The following is a 1,212-nucleotide window of genomic DNA, read 5'->3' as shown; positions in this document are numbered from 1 at the left end:
ATGAAAATCATGGTATAAAATGCCAATATTTTAGATTAAACGTGTTGGAAAAACTCGCTTTGCTCATGTAAATAAAAACGTTATAAAGTATTATAGCGAGCTTAGTAAGTGGATATACACTTACGGTAAAAAGGGTTCTGTTGCGAAGTCAAAGATTGATACGAAGATGTCTTAAAAGAATTTGAAATTAATTTTCCAAAAAATATAAATCATGATAATTAATTTTAAAAAAAAGGGGGATTGGGGGACACCACCAAAAATAAAAATATTCGTCTGAAACGAACAAAAATAAAATTGGAAATTTTAGATTTTGTGAGTGAAAGATGAATACTTTTTACTGTACTTGGGTACCCAAGTGCGAAGTTCACTAAAGACACTAACCCCCTATTTTGAGCTTTTAGAGTTGACAGTTATTTGTGAGGTTGACAAGATGAAAATAATTGAAAATCGTGAGAGAAGCATTCAAAAAAAATTCTTTGTAAATGAACAAGAAGCGGAAAGAATTAAATTGATAATGAAAGAAACTGGCATCACTAATTTTTCTATTTTTGCTAGACGAGCCTGTTGCAATAAAGAGATTTTTTCTATTGATTTTTCAGAATATAAAAATATTATTTCTGAAATTTCTGCGACAAAATCTGAACTAAAACGTATCGGAAATAATATCAATCAAATTGCTAAACATTTAAACGAAAATAAAAATAATCAGACAAAAGAATTGATGTCTGATTATCAAAATCAATTAGAAAATTTGGAAGATAAAATTCAAAAAGTGGTTCATTATATTTCGGAGGGGGAGTAAAAATGACAGTCATTAAAATGCCAAAACAATCGAACGGAACGGTTCATTCCGCAAAAGATTTAAAACAACTCATTGATTATGTGATGAACTCCGAAAAAACAAATGACTTTGAATATGTTTCCGGTCAAAATATTTTAGATATTCATTCAACCTGTGATGAAATGTTAGCGACACGAACAATGGCTATCGCTTTAAAAAACAAGCCACAAAAAAATGAAAGGTTCGGTTATCATTTTGTCCAATCTTTTTCTCCTGATGATCATTTAACCCCTGAACAAGTTCATGAAATTGGTTTAAAAACCATGAAAGAATATCTCGGAAATTCTGCGGAATTTATTATTGCTACTCATACCGATAAGCCACACCTCCATAATCATATTGTGCTTAATGCAACTGACCCTTTAACTTTA

2 protein-coding genes are annotated in these 1,212 nt (G+C 30.3%); both read left to right on the top strand.

Features of this window, described 5'->3' with window-relative positions:
* Positions 1 to 316: 316 nt before the first annotated feature.
* A complete protein-coding gene (gene mobC, locus ABZY20_RS37295) occupies positions 317 to 802 on the top strand; it encodes a plasmid mobilization relaxosome protein MobC (protein ID WP_356447985.1) in 486 nt (161 codons plus the stop codon).
* Positions 803 to 804: 2 nt separating this feature from the next.
* The coding region (locus ABZY20_RS37290) for a relaxase/mobilization nuclease domain-containing protein (RefSeq protein ID WP_356447984.1) at positions 805 to 1,212 on the top strand (408 nt) is incomplete at its 3' end.

Origin of the sequence: Streptomyces sp. NPDC006624 (genome assembly GCF_040611555.1) — a bacterium.
Taxonomy (GTDB): domain Bacteria; phylum Actinomycetota; class Actinomycetes; order Streptomycetales; family Streptomycetaceae; genus Streptomyces.
Note: the sequence above shows the minus strand (reverse complement) of the source record. Positions and strands in the feature narration are given on the sequence as shown.